Annotated in this window: 12 protein-coding genes and 1 tRNA gene; 4 read left to right on the top strand and 9 right to left on the bottom strand. The window is 67.6% G+C overall.

Annotation, left to right across the window (positions count from 1 at the left end; genetic code table 11):
• Nucleotides 1-94: 94 nt before the first annotated feature.
• Complete coding sequence (locus tag ACQHGV_RS09065) at nucleotides 95-361, bottom strand: FAD assembly factor SdhE (RefSeq protein ID WP_058746048.1); 267 nt, start codon at nucleotides 359-361, stop codon at nucleotides 95-97.
• A gap of 78 nt (nucleotides 362-439) precedes the next feature.
• On the opposite strand from ACQHGV_RS09065, the gene recG reads away from it, so the two are divergent.
• Together recG and ACQHGV_RS09055 are read left to right on the top strand one after the other, a co-directional pair.
• On the top strand, nucleotides 440-2,494 hold the full coding sequence (recG, locus tag ACQHGV_RS09060) for an ATP-dependent DNA helicase RecG (RefSeq protein ID WP_440977945.1): 2,055 nt from the start codon (nucleotides 440-442) through the stop codon (nucleotides 2,492-2,494).
• Between the two features lie 34 nt (nucleotides 2,495-2,528).
• Nucleotides 2,529-2,969, top strand: a complete 441-nt coding sequence (locus ACQHGV_RS09055; protein WP_440977944.1) for a DMT family transporter — start codon at nucleotides 2,529-2,531, stop codon at nucleotides 2,967-2,969.
• Here the strand turns inward: ACQHGV_RS09055 and ACQHGV_RS09050 are convergent.
• The 8 genes from ACQHGV_RS09050 to ACQHGV_RS09015 form a co-directional block, all read right to left on the bottom strand.
• Nucleotides 2,966-5,263 (bottom strand): family 43 glycosylhydrolase, encoded by a 2,298-nt coding sequence (locus ACQHGV_RS09050; RefSeq protein ID WP_440977943.1) that lies wholly within the window; start codon nucleotides 5,261-5,263, stop codon nucleotides 2,966-2,968. The genes ACQHGV_RS09055 and ACQHGV_RS09050 overlap by 4 nt on opposite strands.
• On the bottom strand, nucleotides 5,260-6,687 hold the full coding sequence (locus tag ACQHGV_RS09045; protein ID WP_440977942.1) for a glycoside hydrolase family 43 protein: 1,428 nt from the start codon (nucleotides 6,685-6,687) through the stop codon (nucleotides 5,260-5,262). Before ACQHGV_RS09045 ends, ACQHGV_RS09050 begins: the two co-directional genes overlap by 4 nt.
• A 145-nt stretch (nucleotides 6,688-6,832) precedes the next feature.
• Nucleotides 6,833-7,219 (bottom strand): response regulator, encoded by a 387-nt coding sequence (locus tag ACQHGV_RS09040; protein WP_183951882.1) that lies wholly within the window; start codon nucleotides 7,217-7,219, stop codon nucleotides 6,833-6,835.
• Entirely contained in the window at nucleotides 7,212-10,628 is a 3,417-nt protein-coding gene (locus ACQHGV_RS09035; protein WP_440977941.1) for a CheR family methyltransferase, read from the bottom strand. Before ACQHGV_RS09035 ends, ACQHGV_RS09040 begins: the two co-directional genes overlap by 8 nt.
• 46 nt (nucleotides 10,629-10,674) lie before the next feature.
• On the bottom strand, nucleotides 10,675-11,235 hold the full coding sequence (locus tag ACQHGV_RS09030) for a PAS domain-containing protein (RefSeq protein ID WP_183951881.1): 561 nt from the start codon (nucleotides 11,233-11,235) through the stop codon (nucleotides 10,675-10,677).
• Between the two features lie 126 nt (nucleotides 11,236-11,361).
• Entirely contained in the window at nucleotides 11,362-13,275 is a 1,914-nt protein-coding gene (locus tag ACQHGV_RS09025; RefSeq protein ID WP_440977940.1) for a M61 family metallopeptidase, read from the bottom strand.
• Nucleotides 13,276-13,413: 138 nt separating this feature from the next.
• Nucleotides 13,414-13,487: transfer RNA gene (locus tag ACQHGV_RS09020), tRNA-Cys, on the bottom strand.
• A gap of 125 nt (nucleotides 13,488-13,612) precedes the next feature.
• Entirely contained in the window at nucleotides 13,613-13,819 is a 207-nt protein-coding gene (locus ACQHGV_RS09015; protein ID WP_183951880.1) for a hypothetical protein, read from the bottom strand.
• A gap of 225 nt (nucleotides 13,820-14,044) precedes the next feature.
• Between ACQHGV_RS09015 and ACQHGV_RS09010 the strand changes: the two genes are divergently transcribed.
• Both ACQHGV_RS09010 and ACQHGV_RS09005 read left to right on the top strand, forming a co-directional pair.
• Nucleotides 14,045-14,713: a protein-L-isoaspartate O-methyltransferase family protein gene (locus ACQHGV_RS09010; RefSeq protein ID WP_440977939.1), complete on the top strand. Its 669-nt coding sequence runs from the start codon at nucleotides 14,045-14,047 to the stop codon at nucleotides 14,711-14,713.
• Nucleotides 14,713-16,239: a TolC family outer membrane protein gene (locus tag ACQHGV_RS09005; protein ID WP_440977938.1), complete on the top strand. Its 1,527-nt coding sequence runs from the start codon at nucleotides 14,713-14,715 to the stop codon at nucleotides 16,237-16,239. The genes ACQHGV_RS09010 and ACQHGV_RS09005 overlap by 1 nt, the downstream gene beginning before the upstream one ends.
• Nucleotides 16,240-16,256: the final 17 nt, after the last annotated feature.

Here is a 16,256-nt window from a genome sequence, read left to right as displayed (position 1 = left end):
CCAGAGCGTCCGGGCGCGTGGCCCTGGATTGCTTCGCTACGCTCGCAATGACGGTGGAAATGTCATTCGATCTGAACGGCCGAACGTAAATAAGTTACCGGGCGATCGGCACGAAATTCAGGGCGCGCATCCGCTGCATCACCGGGCCGTCCCACTCAGGCGGGCACGGCTGGGTGCCGATCGCCCAGGCCATGATGTCGACATCCTGTTCCTCCAGCAGCGCCTCGAACCAGTCGAGTTCCTCAAGCGAAAGCGTCTCGTGATGCGCGTCGAAAAAGCCGCCGATCATCAGGTCGGCTTCCTTGGTGCCGCGATGCCATGCGCGGAAGCGAAGGCGCTTGATACGGGTTTCGTGGTCCATGAGGCTCCGATCGAACGAGAATAGGCTCCGCGCGCTCTGGCGGCGTGCGAAGCAAAGGCTATACAGACCCATCTAGTCATGCGTCCCGATATCCTCAATCCGCTGTTCGCCGAGGTCACGTCGCTGAAAGGCGTCGGGCCCGGCCTTGCCAAGCCGCTCGAACGCCTGCGCATCGCCCGCGTGGTCGATGTCGCCTTTCATCTGCCGACCGGGCATATCGACCGTTTCCCGCGCGACGAGCTGATGGTGGCGGATGCGGGGCGGGTGATTTCGATCCCGCTGACCGTGAAGGAGCACCGCGCCTCGTCCTCCCCGCGCGGGCCGACACGGGTGCGGGCCGAGGATGCGGCGGGCAACAGCGTGGCGCTGGTCTATTTCGGCGGCAATTCGGGCTGGGTAAAGAAGCTGCTTCCGATCGGCGAAACCAAGGTCGTCTCGGGCCGGCTCGACCTGTACGGCCAGGATTTGCAGATCGTCCATCCCGACCTGGGCGACAGTGCCGAGGATTTCCGCGAGCGGGAGGCGATCTATCCGCTCTCCGAGGGGATTACGTCGCGGCGGCTGGGCGCGCTGGCCGCGCAGGCGGTCGAGCGTTCGCCCGAACTGCCCGAATGGATCGAGCCGGGATTGAAGGCGCAGCGCGGCTGGCCCGACTGGAAGGACGCTCTGGCGCGCATCCATGCCGATCCGGCGGACGCCAAGGCGCGCGAGCGGCTGGGTTATGACGAGGTGTTCGCCAACCAGTTGGCGATGACGCTGGTGCGGGCCGATACCCGCAAGCGGCGGGGGCGGGCGCTGAACGGCGACGGGCGCCTGCGCGACATGCTCAAGCTGCCCTACACGCTGACCGGCGCGCAGAGCCGGACGGTGCGTGAGATCGAGGGCGATCTGGCGCAGGATGCGCCGATGCTGCGGCTGCTCCAGGGTGACGTGGGCGCGGGCAAGACGCTGGTCGCGGCGATGGCGATGCTGATCGCGGTGGAGGCGGGCGCGCAGGCGGCGATGCTGGCGCCGACCGAAATCCTCGCGCGCCAGCATTATGAGACGCTGCGCAAGACGCTGGCCGGCTTGCCGCTGGAGATCGCGGTGCTGACCGGCCGCGACAAGGGTAAGGCGCGCGAGGCCACGCTGATGGCGCTCGCGGCCGGAGAGATCGACATTCTCGTCGGCACCCATGCGATCTTTCAGGACACCGTGACGTACCGCGACCTTGCTTTGGTGGTGGTGGACGAGCAGCATCGCTTCGGCGTGGCGCAGCGGATGATGCTGTCCGCCAAGGGCAAGGCCCCGCCGCATCTGCTGGCGATGACCGCGACGCCGATCCCGCGCACGCTGACGCTGGCCAATTACGGCGAGATGGATGTCAGCCGGTTGGACGAGATGCCGCCGGGACGCCAGCCGATCGAGACGCGCGTCGTCTCCGAGGATCGGCTGGACGAGGTGGTCAATGCGCTCGGTCGCCATTTGTTGGATGGGGGGCAGGCTTATTGGGTCTGCCCGTTGGTCGAGGAAAGCGAGAAGTCCGACCTCGCTGCCGCCGAAATGCGCGCCGAAACCCTTCGCGCGCGGTTCGGCGAGCGGGTGGGTCTTGTCCATGGCAAGATGAAGCCTGCCGAGAAGGACGCCGTGATGGAGGCGTTCGCAGGCGGGCGGCTGGGCGTGCTGGTCGCGACGACGGTGATCGAGGTAGGGGTCGACGTGCCCAACGCCACGCTGATCGTGATCGAACATGCCGACCGTTTCGGCCTGGCGCAGCTGCACCAGTTGCGCGGGCGGGTCGGGCGGGGCGGGGGGCTGTCACGTTGCCTGTTGCTGCGGGGCTCGCACCTGTCGGAGACCTCGCGGGCACGCCTTGCCCTGATGCGCGAAACCAATGACGGTTTCCGCATCGCCGAGGAGGATTTGCGATTGCGCGGGGCGGGCGAACTGCTCGGCACGCGGCAATCGGGGGAGATGGCGTTCCGGCTGGCGACGCCCGAAAACATGGCCGACCTGATGCAATGTGCGCAGGACGATGCCCGGCTGCTGATCGACCGTGATGGCGGGCTGGAAGCGCCGCGCGGACAGGCGGCACGAACCGCGCTCTATCTATTCGAGCGGGATGCCGGGGTGGCGCTGCTGCGCTCGGGCTGAACGAAGTAGCGCTCCCAGCGTTGGGTCCGCCGATATGGCTGCCATCTTTCCGCTCATCCTCGTCCTGATCGCGGGCCTCGGCCTCGCGATCCAGCCGCCGACCAATGCCGCGCTGGCCAAGGCGTCGGGATCGGTGGTGCTGGCGGCGTTGACGTCGTTCCTGATAGGCACCGTGGTCCTTGCCATCGCCTGGGCGACGATCGACCGGACCAGTCCGACGGCGCTGAAGGGGGCGCCGGGCTGGGCATGGCTGGGCGGCTTTTACGGGGCCGGGTTCGTCGCGGTGCTGGCCTATGCCGCGCCGCGCCTCGGCATTTCGGTTGCGCTGACGGCGGCGATCGCCAGCCAGCTGGTCGCGGCGCTGATCGTCGACCATTTTGGCCTGTTCGGCGTCCGGGTCGAGCCGGTGACGGCGGGCAAGCTGCTCGGTGTGGCGCTCGTCATCGCCGGCACGGTGATCGTCCGGCGGGGCTAACGCCGCCGGACCGTCACCTGCATCGTCACCCGGCGATGGGCGGGGGCGACCTCCTCATCCTCGGTCATGTCGAGCACGGGGTGGCCATCCACGGCCCAGTGCACCCGGCGCAGCCGCGTGTCCCGCCCGTTGCCGCCGACGCCGTCGCCCCAGCTGTGATAGACATAGAGGAGGTTGCCGTCCTCGTCCGTCGTGAACGCGCCGTGGCCGATGCCCTGTTCGTACCGGCGATAGTCGGTCACCCCCGGCGGCATCGGCTTGCTATGCTGGAGGGGGGCGGTCCATTTGCGCCAGCTGTCGATGTCGGTCAGGTCGCTGCCCTCGCGCGCCCAGGCGCCGCCGACGACATAGGTCGGGCTGACCCCCGAGCTGGAATAGATCAGGTGGATGCGGCCGTCATGATGGACGGCGAACGCACCTTCGGACAGGTTTTCCTCGAACGACCGGGTCGGTGCGATGATCGGCCGGGGCGACGACATCAGCCGCGTCGGGTGCGCCGGATCGACGCGCGCGCTCCAGGTCAGCGGATCGCCGATCGGGCCGCTATCGGTCAGGTAACGCTGCGACCAGGTGTAATAGGCCTGCCCCCCGGACTCGTAATAGGACATGTCGAGGCTGATGTTGCGGGCAAAGCCCTCGCGGCCCAGCGGTGTGCCGTCCTGTTTCCGGATGGCGGCGGGGCGTGACCAGTCGGCGGGGTTGGCCGGGTCGCCGCCGGGGCGAAGCTGCATGATGTGCGAGGTGACCGTATGCCAGGCCCCGTCGACATTCGACCGGTCATCCTTGGGGTTGAAGCACGGCGCGAACAGGATGGAAAGCCGGCCGCCGATCTCGTGCAGTTCGGGCGCCCAGTAGCAGCCGGCGATGACCCGCCCCTCGGCGGTCTGGTCGCGCCGGGTGAGGCGGTTCAGCAGATCGACCTCGTGCGCCCGGCCGCCCTGATCGTCGCTCAGCGCGGCGATGCTGTCGGCGACGCGGATCGGCAGATGGGGCGAGCCGACATTGTTGTTGTCGGTATCGTCGGTGGCGATGAACAGATAGCGGGTGCGGCCGCCCTGCGTGTAGCGGTGGATTACCGGGTCGGCGCGATTATAGGCGAAGATCGTCGGATAGCGGCGCTGCCGGATGGCGCCATGGACCTGATAAGTTCCGGGACCTTTCGTGCGCAGCCGCGCCAGATCGGCGGCGTCCCAGTCGACCGCGCGCGTTGCCGTCGATCCGTCCGAATAGGATAGTTCCGCCCGCACCGGTGGTAGGTCGCCGCCCGCCGTCATGCGCTGGGGGGCGACCCGGCTGGCGATGTTGGTGATGCGGCCATAGCGGGTGGCCAGCGCGGCGGCGGTGCGGGCGTCGATCGCCACGTCGTCGATCAGGCCGACCGGCGTGCCGCCCTGGGGAACGCCGACATTGCCCCGCGACACGATCCGCGAGCGGCGGCCGCCCTGTTCGGGATAGAAGGGAGTCGCGACCCGCTCGGTCCGCGCCAGATCCTGCACGACCGTCCATTGCGGCTTGCCGACATTGTCCGTCCAGGCGATCAGGTAGCGCCGCGCGGCGCCGTCCCATACGGCACGCGGGGCGACGACGCCGCCCGTCGTGCGCAGGTCGATCAGCCCGAGTTCGATGAAATCGGCGGGGCTGGCCGGATCGCTCTTGAAGACCAGGGCGCTCGACGCCTGCGTATCATCGGGCTTGCCATCCAGCGCGACCCGCGTCGCGATGATGCCCAGACTGCCATCGGCGAAGTGGAACAATGCGGGCCGCGACAGGCCACGATGCTCGACGCGGTCGATGCCGACATATTCGCCGATCGGAAAGACGATGCCGTAATCGCCGTTGAGCGGCCTGGCGACATCGGTGCCGTTCGCCATCGCCAGATGGACGGCGCGGGCGATGATCGGCTGGTTCGCGTCATGCGCGGTGGTCGGCGTGCGGGTATAAGCACGCAGGCGGGGGGCCTCGCGGCCGAGCAGCGTGACGGTGAAGCGCTTGATGACCGGGCGGCCGTTCGGGACGGTTTGCCGACCGGTCAGCGCGACCATGATCGGCGCATCGCCGGGATTGATCAGACGGTCGCCCTGTATCATCGATCCCGGCGCCGACCACCGGATCGGTATCCCCGGCGGCGCGGGCAGCCGCGTGCCGGAGGCGAGGACCGGCGGTACGACCCAGCCCCCGGCGGGGGGAACTGGCGTACCCCCTTGTGCGGCCGCGATGGTCGTGCTGGCCACCGCGCCGGGTATCACGCCGATCGCCAGGGCGAGCGCGGGGATCAGGCGATGATGCCGGCTCATCGGGGCGTCCCCGCCATGTTTGGCGAGGCCTGGCCCCAGCGCGCGATCAGGGCGTCGCGCTCCCTGGTCGTGATCGACAGCACCGATCCGTGGCGCGGGGATTTGGGCAGACGGAAGTCTTTAGGATAGGTCCATTTGATCGGCGGCGTCAGCGAATTGGTTGCGAGCGGAATATAGCCGATCCCGCCATAATTATCGACCCACAGATAATAGCGGAAGCCGCTGGTGTCGCCCGGATTGGCCGCGAACACGCTTGGCCCCTCGACCTCGGGCGTGCCGGCGCGGCGGCCGATGCAGCGGTCGATCGTCTCCCAAGCCCCCGATGCGGTCGTCGCGCGCAACGACCGCGAACGCTGCGCCATGATGTCGGCGGAGGGGCATCCCGACGCCTCCGACACCTTGGTAAAGCGATAATAATAGTCGCCGTCCTTCAGCACCGTCGCGTCGATCATCCCCTTGTCCTTGACCAGGAAAGGCAGGTCGGCGGCCTTGAACCAGGGGCGGGGGGTGGTGAAGTGGCGGAAGTCGCGGGTGGTCGAGATCAGGATCTGCGGACCATTGCCGTCATTCTGCTGGTGCGCGGCGTCGCGGAACAGGGTGGAGGTCCAATAGACGACATAGGCGTCGATGCTGGGATCATAATGCGCTTCGGGCGCCCAGGTCATGCCGGCGGCGTCGGCGCTGACCTTGACGTGCCGCTGCTCGCCCCAATGGATCAGGTCGGTCGAATCCCAGATTTCCAGATAGCGGCTGCCCTGATCGGTCGCACCGCCCCAGCCGGTCCGCCCCGCCGACAGATCGGTCGCCAGCAGGAAGAAGCGATCCCCCTCGGGCGATCGCAGGATGAAGGGATCGCGCAGGCCCCGCGTGCCCATCGTCGACTCCAGGATCGGTTGCGCGTCGTTCAGCGGCTTCCATTGCAGCGCGTTGGTGCCCTCCGACACCGCGAAGCGCAGCTTCTCGCCATCGACCGTGTCGGCGGTGAAATAGACGAACAGATAGGCCTGTTTCGGGTCGGGCTTGACCTTGGCGGGGACGCGGAGATCGAAGCTCGTCGTCGCGGGAGCCGCGCCCGGCGCGGTGATCGTGGCGGTCAGCCTGACCCGCCGATCGACTCCATCGCGCCGGACCGCGCCCTTGCGCACGATGTCCTCACCCGTGCCCCGATCGGTATCGGACAGGATCGAGGCGTTCGAAGATCGCCAGCGTATGAAAACGTTTTCGGGTGCGCCGCCAAGTTCGCGCAGATCGGCGGCGGTGTCCGGCAGGGTGATGCTGCCCCGGAGCGGCGCGTTGAGGGTAGGAAGCCGGCGCAGCGCATCCGCCACGCGCTGGGTGACACCGGCCGCCACGGGCTGGGCAATTGTCGGACTGCTCGTCGATGCCGTGACCCCGGTCAATCCTAATAGGGCGGCAGATAACATCCACCCCATGCCTCGCCGGCTTGCGCCATACATATATTCGCGAGCGATCATCGCCGCCTCCCCCGATCCATTTTCGGGGGAAGTCTCCGCGATAATGTCCTACAAGTAAAGGGGCGTCGCGCTGTTAGCTTTTGGGATCACGGCGTCAGCTGGCGGCGCGATCGCCTTCGTCAGGCCCTGCGACCGCCATCGACAGGGTGCGACGCAGCAGCGCGGGCGAGCAGGGCTTGCCGCACACCGCTGCGCCCGGATAGCGCGATTGCAGCGCGCGTTCGTCGGCATGGCCCGAATGGAAGATTAGCGGGACACCCGCTTCGTGCAGCCGCTCGGCCGCCGGAAAAACCTCGCCGTCGCGCAGCCGGACGTCCAGGATCGCGCAGGCCAGATCGGGATGCTCGCCGTCCAGATGATCGAGCACCTCCTGTACGCTGACATACGGCCCGTCGACCGTATAGCCGCCATCCTCGATGATCGTTTGAAGGTCGAGCGCCACGAAAAACTCGTCTTCGACCAGCAATATCTTTTTAGTCATGCGATAGCACCGTGTCCGGCAGAAGGAGGCGAAGGCGATAACGCCCGTCGGTGGCGTCCCGCTCCAGCGTCGCCCCCAATTGTCGCGAAGATGTCTGGACCAGCAGCGTCCCGAAGCCCTTGGCGGACTCGGTATCGGCGGTTTCGCCGCCGGTCTCGGTCCATTCCAGCCGAAGCTGGCCGTCCTCGAGCAGCCAGGTGACCGACAGCGCACCGTGTGCGGTCGCCAGCGCGCCATATTTGACCGAGTTGGTCGCCCATTCGTGCAGGATCAGCGCCAGCGGCGACAGGCAGCGCCGATCGACCAGCAGGCGCGGGCCGTCGATGGTGATCGAGGACTGCCCCTTATACGGCGCGATGGTCGCCTCGACGAGGGCGCGCAACTCGATCGACTGCTGCTCGCCCGCGGGGGAGGCCAGCGAATGGGCGCGGCCCAGCGTCGCGATGCGTTCGCGCACATCCTCGGCCATTTCGCGGACATCGTCATGCGAGCGCGAGGCGGCGGAGACGATGCCCGAGATGATCGCGAACAGGTTCTTCACCCGGTGGTTCATCTCGCGCAGCATCAGCTCGCGGGTTTCGGCGACCGCATATTCGGCGGTTACGTCGATCGATACGCCGACCATGCGATGCGGCGGCGCTTCGGTGATGACGCGGCCGAACCCCTTGATCCAACGCTCCTGACCATCAGCGTTGACCCGGAACGTCGTCTCGAAATCGCCGCGTGCCGCGATCGCCTCGGCCAGCGCCAGTTCGACCGTGGGGCGGTCCTCGGCGGCGATACGGTCGAACAACAGGCGGGAATGCGCATCGTCCTCGGTCTTGAAGCCGAACAGCTCGCGACAGATTTCATCGAGGATCGATTCGCCGGTGTCCGCGTGATACTCCCACACGCCGATCCCGCCGGCCTTGATGGCGAGGTCGAGCCGCTCGCGCTCGGCGGCCAGCGCACGTTCCATGCTCAGCGCGTCGGTGATGTCGGTCAGCACCAGGGTCGCGCCGTCGATGCCGTCGCCCTGCGTGCGATAGGGCAGGATGCGTAGCGACAGCGTCCGCTCGCCATCGCGGGTCGTCACCCGCTGCTGCATCGGCGCGCCGCCCGCCGCGACCGAGGCCGCGCCGTCGAGATAGTCGGTGTTCGCCAGCCGCGTCGATACATCGGCGAGCAGCCGCCCGCGATCGCTCGGCTGGAGCGGGAAGATCGACCGTGCCGCCTCGGTATAGCTGCGCACCCGCAGGTCGCTGTCGAGCACGACGACCGCCAGATCGGTCGATTCGAAGAAGTTGCGCAGATCGGCATTGGCGACGGTCAGCTGATCGACCTTGGTCTTCAGCTCGTCATTGACCGTCGACAGCTCCTCATTGGTCGATTGAAGCTCCTCGTTCATCGACATCATTTCTTCGTTGGAGCTCTTCAGCTCCTCGTTCGCGGTCTCCAACTCCTCGACCGTCGAGCGCAGGCGGTGGCGAGTCAGCCGCAGCTCGTCCTCCAGCGCCTCGATATGATCGTCGCCCGGCTCCAGATCGGCCAGATCGCTCTGTTCGACCGGGCTGAACGGCGCGGAGTCGCGGAACAGGAACAGCAGCGAGCCGTCGGTCAGCGGGTCGCAGATGACCTCGATCGGCTGCACGCCATATTCGGTGGTGACCGACACGTCGCGCGCCGCGATCCGCTTGCGCGCGTCGCGGGCCTGCCGAAGCATCGGCCCCATCACCTCACGCAGGCCGCTGCGCGCCAGCGTCATCGCGCTGGACCCGCCGGCGCGGGTGACGGGGAAGTTGAAATAGCGGCTGAGCTTGCCGAACGCGGCCAGGATGCCGCCGTCCTGGTCGACGATCATGCTGGGCGGGGCATAGCGATCGACGATGCGGCGCATCGCCAGACTTTCATCGCCCAGCGACGGCCCGTCCTCGCGCTCGCCACGTTCGCCGCGCCGGCGGGGGCTGCGGCTGCGCGCGCCGGGCAGGTCGATGGGATAGGAGGGCGAACCCGGCGACCGCTCGAACAGGCGGGCATGGCCGTCGATCGCGGGAAAGAGATGGTCGAACCGTCCGACGCTTTCGGACGGGCCCAGGAACAGATACCCGCCGGGCCGCAACGCGTAGTGGAGCAGCGGCAACACCGACTGCTGCAACCGATCGTCGAAATAGATCAGCAGGTTGCGACACGACACCAGGTCGATCCGCGAAAAGGGCGGGTCCTTGACCAGGCTGTGGTTCGAAAAGCGGATCATGTCGCGGATCTGCGCCGAGATCGTAAACCGCTCGGCATGCGGCATCGTGTACCGCTCGCGCATCGCCGCCGGGATGTCGCCCAGCGCGGCGGCCGGATAGCTGCCCTCGCGCGCGATCTGCAGCATCTGCTCGTCGATGTCGGTCGCGAAAATCTGCACCGCCAGCGGCTGCCCGGCCTCGCGCATCGCCTCGGCGAACAGCATCGCGATGCTATAGGCCTCCTCGCCGCTGGAGCAGCCGGGCACCCAGATGCGGATGTCCTCGTCCGGGTCGCGCGCGCGGATCAGCGGCTGGATCGCCTTGGTCCGCAGCGTCTCGAACAATTCGGTGTCGCGGAAGAAGCGGGTGACGTTGATCAGCAGGTCGCGGAACAGCGCCTCGCACTCGTCCGAGTCGCTCTTGACCCGCGCCAGATAGGCCGAGCCGGTCGGGATGCCGAGTACGTGCATCCGCCGCTCGACCCGGCGGACCAGCGTGGTGCGCTTATAGCCCGAAAAGTCATGGCCGACCGCGTTGCGCAGGACGCGGCAGAGATCGTCGATATGATCGGCGACGACCTCGGCCTCTTGATGCTTCGGCTCACCCGTGCGGCGCGCGAAAAAGGCCTGGAGGCAATCGACGATGTCGCCGGCCGGCTTGACGAAATCGACGAGGCCGGTGCCCACGGCGGACAGCGGCATGCCGTCATAGCGCGCGCTTTCGGGACGCTGCACCACGCTGACCCCGCCATTCTCCTTGATCGCGCGCAGGCCGGTGGTGCCGTCCGCCCCCGTGCCCGACAGGATGACGCAGGCGGCGTTGGCCTGCTGGTCGCTGGCGAGCGACAGGAAGAAGTCGTCGATCGGCCGGCGAAGCCCGCGCGGCTGGGCGAAATCGGTCAGCTCCAGCACGCCGCCACGAATGGCCAGGCCCCGGCCCGGCGGGATGATGTAGACGCGGTCGGCCTCGATCCGCTCCGACCCCTCGCACTGGCGCACTTCGAGGTTGGTGTGACGGTCGAGCAGCTGGGCCAGCATGCTCTCATGATTGGGGTCGAGATGCTGAACGACGACGAAGGCGAGGCCGGTCGGTGCGCGCGCGGGCGTCAGCATCTCGCGCAGCGCCTCCAGCCCGCCGGCGGACGCGCCGATGCCGACCACCGGAACCGAGGCAGTGCCGCCGTTACCATCGCTCATGCGGTCAGATCCCGGAAGGAGAGGCTGTGCGACAGCGGTGTCGCGATCACGGAAAAGCGGCTCTGTCGAGGTCGGACAGCGTCAGCTTGGCCTGGGCGATGGTTGCGGCCGTGTTGGCGATCGCGGTCAGCGATCCCTCCAGCACCATGCCGCTTTCCGCCAAGATCGGGGTCAGCTTGCCCAGAGTCCGGCCCAGTTCGGCGTCATAGGCGGACAGCCGGTCGGGCTGCGAGCGGCTGACGTCGAATTGCGAGGCGAAGATATAGGGCATGTCGCCCCCCAGCTGCCGCAGCTTCGACATGTAGAGCAGGTTGACGAAGGGGGAGCCGTCCTTGCGGAAGTTGATCAGCGTGGTGCGGACGGTCAACTGGCGATCATTGGCCAGGAACTCGCGGATACGGTCGCGCGCCTCTTCATTTTCGGCGTCGCGTTGCAGCATCCGGCAATTATGCCCGATCATATCCTCGCTGGTATAGCCGGTCAGCTCACGAAAGCCGTGATTGATGAAGATCAGCGGGTTGTCGTCACGCGCGTCGGCCAGCGCCAGGGCGATCGGCGACTTGTCCAGATACGCGGCCAGATGGGCCGGAATAGCATGATCGTCCACGAAAAACTGGCTCCTCGACGCGCATTCGCATGGCTCCCCCTGCGCCGCAAGTGCGGACCGAGCCGTCTGCCCCCAAATGTCTCACCTATATCAACACGTAAAGGGGTCGTGACGTTCCCGTGCCGATTAGGATGATGAGGGGGCGGCCGGCCCCTTGCTGCCCAGCCAGCCGTCGCGGAAGCGGCGCTGCGCGGCGGTCAGGGGCTGGCCCAGCGTCTCGTCGGCGACGATCTCCATGGTCGGATCGGCGCTCAGGGTCAGCTCGGCCTGGCGCTCGCCCGCGCGGTTGCGCCACGTGATCGGCAGCCGGTCGCCCGGCGCGTGGCGGGCGAGCGTCGCGGCCCAGCCCTCCGAAGTGGTCACGGGCTGGCCATCCAGGCTGAGGATCACGTCATCCTTGTCGAGACCGGCCGCATAGAGCGCGGTTCCCGGACGGCTCGGCGCGGCAAGCGTCAGGACGCCGTCCTTCGCGGTCGGGACCGCACCGGCCCAGGCGGCGTCGGGATGCGCCAGGCGCAGGGTGAACCCCGCCTGCGCCAGCAGCGGCGCGAAGTCGGGCAGTCCACTCGCCGTCACGCTGCGCGCGAAGAAGGCGTCGGCGAAGCGCTGGTCGCCGGTCAGCGTGGCCAAGCTCTGCCGCAGATCATCGGGGCGGTAGGCACGCTCGGGCTGGCCGTAATCGCGCCAGAGCTGGCGCATATAGCTATCGAGCGTCAGCGCGGGGAAACGCTGCCGCAGCTCCAGGTCGAGCGCCAGCGCGATGATCGCGCCATAAGGGTAATAGGATACGTAGATATTGGGGTTGGTCGGATCGATCGACTGCGCCGCGTCGACGAAGGGCGCGCGCAGGCTCATCTCCTGCGGCGTGCCATAGGCCCGCGCGGGGGTGTTGAGCAGGTTGTTCAGCGTCCCCGACAATTGCCGGATATAGTCGTCGCGCGACATCTCACCGGCGCGAACCACCGATAGCGGCCCGTAATATTGGGTGAAGCCCTCGGCCAGCCAGAGCGACGGCGTCGCATTGGCGCGGGTGAAGTCGAACGGCTCCAGTTCGGCGGGACGGATACGCTCGACATTCCAGGCGTGGAAGAACTCGTGCGCCAGCGTCTGGATCTGCTGGAACTGCGCATCGGCGAGCGACTTGGGCATGCTGATCACGGTCGAATTGCGATGCTCCATCCCGTCGCCGCTGATCTGGGGGATATAGTCGGCCAGGAAGGTGTAGGTGCCATGGTCGAACGGCGGCGGCGCGCCGAACACCGCGATCTCCTGCGCGACGACCTTCTGCGCCATCGCGGCGAAGCGATCGAGATCGGCCGAACTGCCGTCATGATGCGCCGCCAGCCGGATCGTGTAGCGCTTGGCCCCGTCCGCGACGGTCCAGCTGCGCACGTCATGTGCCGACAGCTCGACGGGGCTGTCCATGAAATATTGCAGGTCGCGGGCGGTGAAGACGTTCGGATCGCTCGTCGGCGCCAGCTGCGTCGCGATCTTCCAGCCGGGCAGGGGGTGGAAGCGGACCTGCACCGGCCGCTGATCCTGTCCAACCGCCCAGAGGAAGGTGGCCGGCGTGTTCAGATGCGCGTGCGTCGGATCGATCTGCGCATAGGTGCCGTCGCCGCGATCGCCGAACAGCGTGTAGCGGATGGTGACCGTACCGTCATGGCGCTCCACGCCCCAGCCATAGGGATCGCGGCGCGTCACCGCGATCGGCCGCCCCACGCCATCGGTGGCGGAGACCGAATAGACGTTCTTGGCGAATTCGTGGAGCGCGTAGCGTCCGGGGGAAGAGCGCGCCATCTGGAAGCGCACCGGCCCGGCCGGCAACCCGCGATAGGTGACGCTGACCTGCGCCTCGTGATGGTCGGGGCGGGGGAAGGCGATGTCATATTCGACGGGTGCCGCCTGAGCCTGCATTTGCGGTGCCTGCGGCTGGGGCGCCTGCATCTGCGGCGCGGCCGTCGTCTGACTCCATGCGATAGCCGGGCTGGTGCTCGACAGAGCCACAACCGCCGTCATCATCACGCCGCGCATCCGCATCCGCATCCCTCTCAATCGCCATCGAAGCGCCGGGCTTACGCCGTGGGAAGGGGTGGGGTCCATCGCTTTTCGGACGATCGCAAGACCCTGTCGGCCTTGCCGTGAAGATCAGATTTCCGGCGATCCGCTCTGGAAATCTGGAGGCGCGACCGGGAATCGAACCCGGGTGCAAGGATTTGCAGTCCTCTGCGTCACCACTCCGCCATCGCGCCTCGATGCGTGGGAGGCGGGCATGTGTGCGGTTTTTCGCGCGGCGTCAACAGGGGAGGCCGTGGTCGGCCCAAAAAATTGCCCCGATCCGATTTCGGCGAGCCGGCGGAGCCCGGTACTGGCAGACTTACTTCACCGCCGTCTCCGCCACGGCAACCGCCGCCGCCTTGCCGCGCCGCCGTTCGAGTTCCTGCGCCTCGGACACGCCGCGCCCGAACGTCGCGGCGGCGGGTTGCGCGTTCAGCTTCTGCTCCAGATAGCCGGCGGTGATCGATCCGCCCAGGACGGCGGCACCGATGATGCCGACGCCGAGAAAGCCTGTGCTGCGTTTCATGGGGCTACTCCAGGATGGGCCAAGCGGCGGGGCGCTTCGGAATGTCGGTGAAACGGGGGGCTAAGCGATTGGCTCCTGCCGTTACATTTTGTCGTAAAGTCGATCCCGTCCGGAGGCATCAGGCGCCATCCCTCCGCTTGGCGGAACCGAGCGGGCGCGATAGAAGCGGCGGGAACCAAATTAGTGTATTGCACAACTAAAACGGCTGTGCGACAGGGATGGGCCATGATGACGACCAGCAACGAATTCTCCAATTTCGACGCGATGCGCCACGCGATGGTGGCGAGCCAGCTGCGCACCACCGCCGTCAGCGACCAGCGCGTCGTGGCGCAGATGGCGCGCGTTCCGCGTGAGGCGTTCGTGCCCGAGGCGCTGCGCGAGGTCGCCTATCGCGACGGCACGATCGACCTGGGGCAGGGGCGCGCGGTCAACCTGCCGATGGCGACCGGCCGTCTGCTGACCGAGGCCTATTTGGAGGCGAACGACCGCGTGCTGCTGATCGGCGCCGGCACCGGCTATACCGCCGCGCTGCTCGCCGGGATCGTTGCCGAGGTCGTGGCGATCGAGGACAATGCCGATCTGCTGGCCGCCGCGCGTACCGCGCTGTCGGGTGAAGCCAAGGTCAAGCTGGTCGACGCGCCCTTGACTGCCGGCAACCCGGGCGATGCGCCCTATGACGTGCTGGTGATCGACGGCGCGGTCGAGGAAATTCCCGCCGCCCTGATCGATCAGGTCCGCATCGACGGCCGGATCGTCACCGGGCTGGTCGACAAGGGCGTGACCCGTCTCGCCAGCGGTCGCCGGACCGAAGGCGGTCATGGCGTGCGTCCCTTCGCCGACGCCGAATGCGCCATCCTGCCGGGCTTCGCCCGCCCGCGCGCGTTCCAGTTCTGATGCCGATGCGTCCGTCCCTGACCTCTGGCGTCCTGATCGGTTCGGCGCTGCTGCTGGCCGGGTCCGCTTCGGCGGAAACGCTGCGCGAGGCCATGGTGCGGGCGTATCAGACGAACCCGACGATCACCGGTCAGCGCGCCGCCCAGCGCGCGACCGACGAGAATGTGCCGATCGCACGGTCGAACGGCCTGCCCTCGCTTCAATCGCAGGCGCAGTTCACCGACAATATCGTCGTTGCGAATAACAACTTCCTCAATCCCGAACGCGTCGCGACCGGTGCGCTGCAATTGTCGGTGCCGCTCTATCAGGGCGGCGCGGTCAAGAACGCGGTGCGCGCGGCCGAGACGCGGGTCGATGCGGGGCGGGCGCAGCTGCGCGGGGTCGAGGCCAATTTGTTCACCAATGTGGTGGCGGCCTATATGAACGTCATCCGGGACGAGGCGATCGTCAACCTCAACACCCGGAACGTCAACGTGCTGGAGACGAACCTGCGCGCGTCGAGCGACCGGTTCCAGGTCGGCGATCTGACCCGTACCGACGTGGCGCAGTCGCAGGCGCGTCTGGCGCAGGCGCGCGCGCAGCTCCAGTCGGCACAGGCCAATCTGATCTCCAGCCGCGAGAATTATATCAACATCGTCGGCATCGCGCCGGTCGGGCTGGAGCAGCCGCCCGCGCTCCCGGCGCTGCCGGCTTCACCCAATGCGGCGGTCGCGGTAGCGCTGGACCAGAATCCGCAGCTGATCGCGGCACGGCGCAACGCCGATGCCACCCGCTATGACATCAACGTCGCGCGCGCCAACCGGCTGCCACGGGTAGCGGCGGTGTCGAGCGGCAATTATTTCAACTATCTCGGCTCGATCAATCCGCCGCCCAGCGCAGGCAATGTGCCGACCTCCGGCGTCAATGCCACGGTCGGCGCGCAGTTGACCATGCCGCTGTTCCAGGGCGGTCGCCCGGCGGCGCAGGTCCGTCAGGCCGAGGCGTTGCGTGGTCAGGCGCTGGAGAACGCCACCGCCACCGAACGGCAGGTGGTGGCGCAGGTCCGCTCCGCCTACGCCGTCTGGCAATCCTCGCAGGAGGTGATCGCCTCGGCCGAATCGGCGGTGCGCGCCAACTCACTGTCGCTGGAGGGCGTACGCGCCGAAAACAGCGTTGGCACCCGCACCGTGCTCGACATCCTCAACGCCGAGCAGGAATTGCTGAACAGTCAGGTCACGCTCGTGACCGCGCGGCGCGACGCCTATGTCGCGGGCTTCGCGCTGATTGCGGCGATGGGCAATGCCGAGGCGCGCGACCTGGGGCTGGACGGCGGGTCGCTCTACGATCCGGTCACCAACTACAAGCGCGTGCGCAACCGCATCAACGACTGGGACGGCGATGGCGAGCCCGCGCCGGTCGCCAGCACCACCGCCGGCACCCCGGCGCAGACGGCGGCGATCACCCGTCCGCTTGACGCGGATGTGAACGCCCCTGTTGACAGAAGCCCCGCATTAACCACAGGTGCATCGGCACCGAGCCGGCAATAACGCCGGCCACAAGGGCT

Source organism: Sphingomonas pseudosanguinis (genome assembly GCF_052056765.1).
GTDB classification, from domain to species: Bacteria; Pseudomonadota; Alphaproteobacteria; order Sphingomonadales; family Sphingomonadaceae; genus Sphingomonas; species Sphingomonas pseudosanguinis.
This window is presented reverse-complemented; position numbering and strand designations above follow the sequence as displayed.